This window comes from Fischerella sp., assembly GCF_013388695.1.
Taxonomy (GTDB): domain Bacteria; phylum Cyanobacteriota; class Cyanobacteriia; order Cyanobacteriales; family Nostocaceae; genus PCC9605.
Window position 1 is genome coordinate 57,583 of the sequence record NZ_JACAEU010000088.1, and the last position, 6,122, is coordinate 63,704.

Here is a 6,122-nt window from a genome sequence, read left to right on the forward strand (position 1 = left end):
TTAGTTGTTAGTTGATAGTTAGTTCAAGCAACAAACAACAAATAAAATAAGGAGATTTTTGTGAGCAAACCGATTTTTGAGTTGGTTGACGAACTACCAACCAGTGGCTTGACTGTTTCGATGCTGAACTCACTGGATTTTGTGGCTCCCGGTCAATGGCATAATGTGGTTGGTTTTGTCAACACAATTAAAACCGTGACTGGCGAAACCGACGAAGGTTTAATTCAAGCTATTGGCGAACGAGCAATTTATCTCTACAATGACCGCTCCCAAGGATATCAGCGGGCCATGTGGCTGTACCAAACCGTTGATAGTACAGATAAAGCTCTCGGTGCAGCAGCTTTGGCTAATAAGGTAGGAGAGAGAATTCCTCTTTTAGGCTTTCTTAACTCTATCACTCCCAAAGCTGACAAAGCCCAAACCATTGACCTGTGTCTGAAATTAGTTGCCGAGTTGGTAGCATTTTGTAGCATCAACGGCATTCCTGGCGACAGCATTGGCGATTTTGTGGCATCTTTGGGTGAGTATAGCAGTGAGTCACTGATCCGCATGGTTGCATTAGTTTGCGTTGATGGTTTGATCCCCCTTGGGCCAGACTTTATTAGCAAAGCCTTGTCTACGATCAATCAGACTAGTCCCCAAGAATTAGAACAAAACAAAACTTTCCAGAATATGCAAGAGGCAATTCCAGGTAATAATTCCAGCAGCAAACTGAATTTTATTGGCGAAAGCTTTAACTCAGTTCAAGGCTGGATGGGCAATCTAGTTGCCTCGAATGGTTTAACACCCCAAAAAGTTGTTCATCACTTGCAAAATTTTGTCGAAGTTACTGATGACAGATTAGATTATTTGGGGGCGTTCCTGGATGTAGCTACGAATTACTATGAACATACAGGTACACAAACCTTAGCGCGTCGCTTGATCGAGCGAGCTGTGGCAGAAATTTAGATTGATAACTTGATGGATAATTAGTAATAAAATCTATTACTAATTATCCTTTTTAAAATAATAATTTCTCAGATGGAAAAATATTCTCAAAAAAGTAATTAATCAAACTGGAAATAAAGGGGTTGTACTCGATAATGATTGACGCGACCAAGTAGGTTGGCATAGATAACGTATTCTGCGTGGTGACTGTTAGTGGTTAGTGGTTAGTGGTTAATAATAAACAACCAACTACTACCTACTATCTACTACCTACTAACTGCCCTCCAACTACTTAGCTGTCAACCCTTGAAGGTGTTAACCACACAACCCCAATGAATCAGCATCATATTGAAGTCATAGTTTCTGCCAGAAACTTTAAAGACAACATTCGCTACATTCAGGATTTTGTTGCACCCGCCAAACTGTGCGTAGTGATGAAAGCAAATGCTTACGGGCATGGTTTAAAGCAATTAGCAACAACGGCAGTTGTCGCGGGAGCAGATTACATTGGTATCTGTACAAATCCAGAGGCAACGACTATCCGCGATCTAGGTTTGGATGTCAAACTTCTGCGTTTACGCATGGCGCTACCACAGGAGTTGGAAGAATCAATAAACCGCCTAAATATCGAAGAACAGGTGGGAACAATGGAAGCAGCAGAGTATTTATCTGATGCTGGCACCAAACGCGGTAAACAAATCTCCGTGCATATCAATATTGATACGGGGATGGGTAGAAGCGGTTTCTTTTCATTTCAGATTGAGGAACTGAAGAAAGTGTGTGGACTTCCTGGCCTTTCTATTGTTGGGATTATGACTCACTTTGCCAGCGCTGATGGCAAGGACTTGACATTCACTGACAAGCAGATGGAAGACTTTTACGCTGTTCGCGCTGCTCTCAACGATTACTTGCCAATAGATGTGTTAACTCATACCCACAATAGTGCAGCCACAGTGCGCCTCACTCCTAAATGTAATAGCTTGGTGCGGGTCGGTGCTGCCTGTTACGGGGTACGCACATCACGGGACTTTGAAAATCCCTCAGAATTGAAATCAGTAATGACAGTGAAAACCAGAGTAGCTCAGGTAAGAAAAGTACCAGCAGGAAGAAAAATTGGTTATGGTAGTTTATTCACCACCCAGCGTGATAGTTTAATTGCATCTTTACCTGTGGGTTTTGGTGAGGGTTATCCGCGATCGCTATTCAACAAAGGTATTGTCTTGATTCAAGGTCATCGCTGTCCGGTGGTAGGACGAGTTTCGCTGAACATCACTACGGTAGATGTTACGGACTTACCAAAAGAAGTAAAATGGGGTGATGAAGTGGTGCTTGTTGGTCGTCAAGGTGACGAAGAAATCACCTTTGAAGAATTAGCAGATAAGTTTGGGAGCGTGCATACAGAAATCAACCTGATGGCCGGTTTTATGAATCAGGTCAGTTACTTATATTGATTCAGGTAATGGCTTTTTCCCACCCAGGCACGGCAAGCAGCCGTGCTTTTATTTTGGCGATCGCGTTGGTTAACTGATAAATCTCGTCAGATTTAGAGTTCCCTTAAATTCAGGCAATTTAACATTTACATGCTAGGTTTAGTCAATGAATGCGTCTACGTAAAACTAAATCACGTACTACTAGAGATTTCTAGACTAGAAATACTGGTTTACACAAAACAGAGGCATGACAATGATTGCTACTCAAAACCAAAGTTATATTTCTCCAGAAGAATATCTGCGAACAGAGGAGCAAAGCCCAATTAAGCACGAATATATTGACGGGCATGTCTATGCAATGGCAGGGGCACTTGATCCCCATGTCACCATAGCCGGAAACTTATTTGCATTACTGAGAAACCACGTCCGGGGAAAGGGATGTCGGGTTCATATCTCTGACATGAAGGTTCGGATTGAGTCACTGAATATTTTTTACTATCCTGATGTGATGGTGACTTGTGATGAGAGGGACAGAGAATCTGCTGCTTTCAAACGTTATCCTTGTTTAATTGTCGAGGTTTTATCTAAATCAACTGAAGCGTTTGACCGAGGAGATAAGTTTGCAGACTACCAACACCTGGAAACGCTTCAAGAATATGTTTTAATTAGCACAAAGCGCCAACGGATAGACTGCTTTCGTCGCAATACCGAAGGGCTGTGGGTGCTGCATTCATTTACTCAGGGAGGCAAAGTTTACCTAGCCAGTGTGGACTTTTACACCAGCATTGATGAACTGTATGAAGATGTCACACTTACAGATGACGAATTAGAGATAGAGGACTCTTGAATCTATTTTGGCAATTGCAGATCCCGTGCGATCGCATCCAGATACGGTTCAAAAACTGCCAAATTCTCCAGTTTCTCAAACTTGCCTGTTGTCGATCCCGGGTCAAAAGCAGTAGTCATCACATAAAGATTTTTACCATCAAAGGTAACATAACCAAGATGTTGTTCTTGTACCCCACCTTGGCGCTTCAGTCCTACAAATCCATAGCGCATTCCCGGAAGTTTACCAACCTGTACTTGTTGTGGGGGATAGGTTGAAAAAGTAGTGCGATCGCCGTAACTACCTTTACGGTCTTTCTCTAAACCAGCATAGTGGTCAGTAACCCAAGCATTGAGTGCTGCTGTTAACTGAGTTTGGTACTGGGGATTTTGGTAGTCTACATTCTTAGCGGGATCAATACCAGCTTGAGCGAGCATCTTTTGAAAATTCGGCTGTTTTTCTAGCGGGGAAACTCCTATCTCCACCGTACCTAAACGTTCTCCGTTAGCAAAAACACACAACAGAGGCGCATTTCCATCACAAGGCGCAATTTGCCAATCTGTGGGAGCAGCAGTTTTCTCCAAAAGATTTTTCCAAATATTGTCCTGACTGGGGTTAGGGGTAGTTGCAGAAGAGGTTTGGGCTACCTTTGGTGTATCTTTGTCAGAAAAGCCAGATCCAGCCAACTTTACTCCCATTGGAACCAAAACCAGCAAAATACCACCAATGAGAAGATGATAGAGTCTTAACATTTTTCTATAAATAGCAGAGTCAGAGGTTACAAATTAAAAGTAACAACAAAATATTCTCGGTATGGTTACAAATACATCTTGTATCACTTTTTTCTAGAGTAAGCCTTACTGCTATTAGCTAATTGACACTCCTCAGCCTAAAGGCGTGAGGATTCTTGCTTCAACCGTCCTCCCTAGATACCCAAATGCAAGCATTCAAGTATCCCCGTTTGGATACGTCCACAAGCTCACACGGACTGCCCGACCGCGTTTGAAAAGGTTTTTAAGACGCTTGTTTTTACTCCCACATTTATACAAGATTTAGGATTTATACTACCAGGGTTCCGGATCAGGAGTTGTCCGCTTGACCTACTTCGTCTTTTTTGTGTGCGCTTTACCGCTAAGACCAATTTTATCACAAAAGCCATCCTACAAGGACGGGGCTTTAGACCCAAATTTTCCGTAAAAGGGACTGGGGATTGGGTTAAATTAATTAGTGATTTGGTGTTATAATCAAACTCGTGAACATAGCTGATTTCACATCAGCGCCATACCTCTGCAACAAAGGCTTCACAAAAAATATTTAGATTGGAAGTAACTTTAGAGATATTTCCATAGAGCAAAATGTTACACAAAGAACCTCGCGATCGCGATAGCTTATCAAATCACCTTTCATTAACTCCTTCTGCTGAAAAACCCCATCATCCTGCACCTTGGCAAAGGGCAGCTATGAATTTATCGCTGGTGTTGCTAGGTTCTGGTATGACACTCGCAGGGGGCTATTTAGCTTCCAACTACCAGCAAATGTCCCAGAACGCGTCTAATTTAGCTGTCACCCCTGTAAATGCTGCCCCACCAATACCAACAAGTACAGATCCTAACTTTGTAACAAATGTTGTTCAAAAGGTTGGCCCTGCCGTGGTGCGAATTGATTCTTCTCGCACAGTTACAACCCGGTTGCCGGAGGAATTTAACGACCCATTTTTCCGCCGCTTCTTTGGCCAACAAATACCGTTACCACGAGGAAACCGGGTAGAACGGGGTACTGGTTCCGGCTTTATTATCGATGCTGATGGTCGTATTCTCACCAATGCTCACGTAGTTGATGGTGCAGATACCGTGAAAGTCACACTCAAAGATGGACGCAGCTTTCAAGGTAAAGTGCTGGGTAAAGATGAGTTGACCGATGTTGCAGTTGTGAAGATTGAGGCAAAGAACCTGCCAATGGTAAAATTAGGTAATTCAGACCAGCTGCAACCAGGACAATGGGCGATCGCTATTGGTAATCCTCTTGGTTTAGATAATACCGTGACTACGGGGATTATTAGTGGTACTGGACGTAATAGCAGTCTCATTGGTGCTGGCGATAGACGAGTAGATTATATTCAGACAGACGCAGCCATTAATCCTGGTAACTCCGGCGGCCCCTTGCTTAATGATCGTGGTGAAGTGATTGGCATGAATACAGCCATTATTCAGGGGGCACAAGGATTAGGCTTTGCCATTCCCATCAAAACAGCCCAACGTATTGCCGATCAACTCATCACCACAGGCAAAGCCCAGCATCCTTATCTGGGAATTCAAATGGTAGGGTTGACACCTGAGTTACAGCAAAACATTAACTCAGATCCCAACAGCAATTTGAGTGTGAATGAAGATAAAGGCGTGTTAGTCGTGAAAGTCATGCCTAATTCACCAGCCGCTAAGGCTGGTATACGTGCTGGTGATGTAATTCAAAAACTGAACGGTCAAACAGTTACAGATGCTAGCAGTGTACAAAAGGCAGTAAATGATAACCCAATTGGCGCAGAGTTACGCATAGAATTACGCCGCCAAGGTCAAAACCTCAACTTAGCCGTGCAATCGGGTGCTTTTCCAACTGCAATGCAATAGGGAAAATAGGGATCGGGGATTAGGGACTGGGGATCGAAGACTGAGGATAAGGGATAGGATAAAAATACCTCTTCCCCGATCCCCGTTCCTGATCCCCATTCCCCGATACCCAGTACCCAATTCATTCCTGAACCAATAACAATTAAGTAGATGGACGTAATTAAACATAAAGTGCTTATTTTTTGACAAGGCGGGTAGGATGCCCCGAAGTTTGCCGGAAAGAACATCTCCCCGGCAACTTCTCTCCACCCCACAAGAGATTTGTTGTTCTTGTGGGGTGGGCGTCTCGCCCGCCCTATTTTTACTTTATTTATG

The 6,122-nt window shown here is 43.3% G+C and carries 5 protein-coding genes; 4 read left to right on the top strand and 1 reads right to left on the bottom strand.

Annotation, left to right across the window (positions count from 1 at the left end):
- The first annotated feature begins 60 nt into the window (after positions 1 to 60).
- From HXY43_RS11860 to HXY43_RS11870, 3 genes are all read left to right on the top strand, one after another.
- Positions 61 to 948 (top strand): hypothetical protein, encoded by an 888-nt coding sequence (locus HXY43_RS11860; protein ID WP_290883421.1) that lies wholly within the window; start codon positions 61 to 63, stop codon positions 946 to 948.
- Positions 949 to 1,259: 311 nt separating this feature from the next.
- Positions 1,260 to 2,378 carry an alanine racemase gene (alr, locus tag HXY43_RS11865; protein WP_290883423.1) on the top strand — a complete coding sequence of 373 codons (1,119 nt, stop codon included), beginning with the start codon at positions 1,260 to 1,262 and terminating at the stop codon, positions 2,376 to 2,378.
- A gap of 232 nt (positions 2,379 to 2,610) precedes the next feature.
- Entirely contained in the window at positions 2,611 to 3,204 is a 594-nt protein-coding gene (locus HXY43_RS11870; protein ID WP_290883425.1) for a Uma2 family endonuclease, read from the top strand.
- 2 nt (positions 3,205 to 3,206) lie between these two features.
- On the opposite strand, the gene HXY43_RS11875 is transcribed toward HXY43_RS11870, so the two are convergent.
- Positions 3,207 to 3,935, bottom strand: a complete 729-nt coding sequence (locus tag HXY43_RS11875) for a hypothetical protein (protein WP_290883426.1) — start codon at positions 3,933 to 3,935, stop codon at positions 3,207 to 3,209.
- A 603-nt stretch (positions 3,936 to 4,538) separates the two neighbouring features.
- Between HXY43_RS11875 and HXY43_RS11880 the strand changes: the two genes are divergently transcribed.
- Entirely contained in the window at positions 4,539 to 5,807 is a 1,269-nt protein-coding gene (locus HXY43_RS11880; RefSeq protein WP_290883427.1) for an HhoA/HhoB/HtrA family serine endopeptidase, read from the top strand.
- The last annotated feature ends 315 nt before the right edge of the window (positions 5,808 to 6,122 follow it).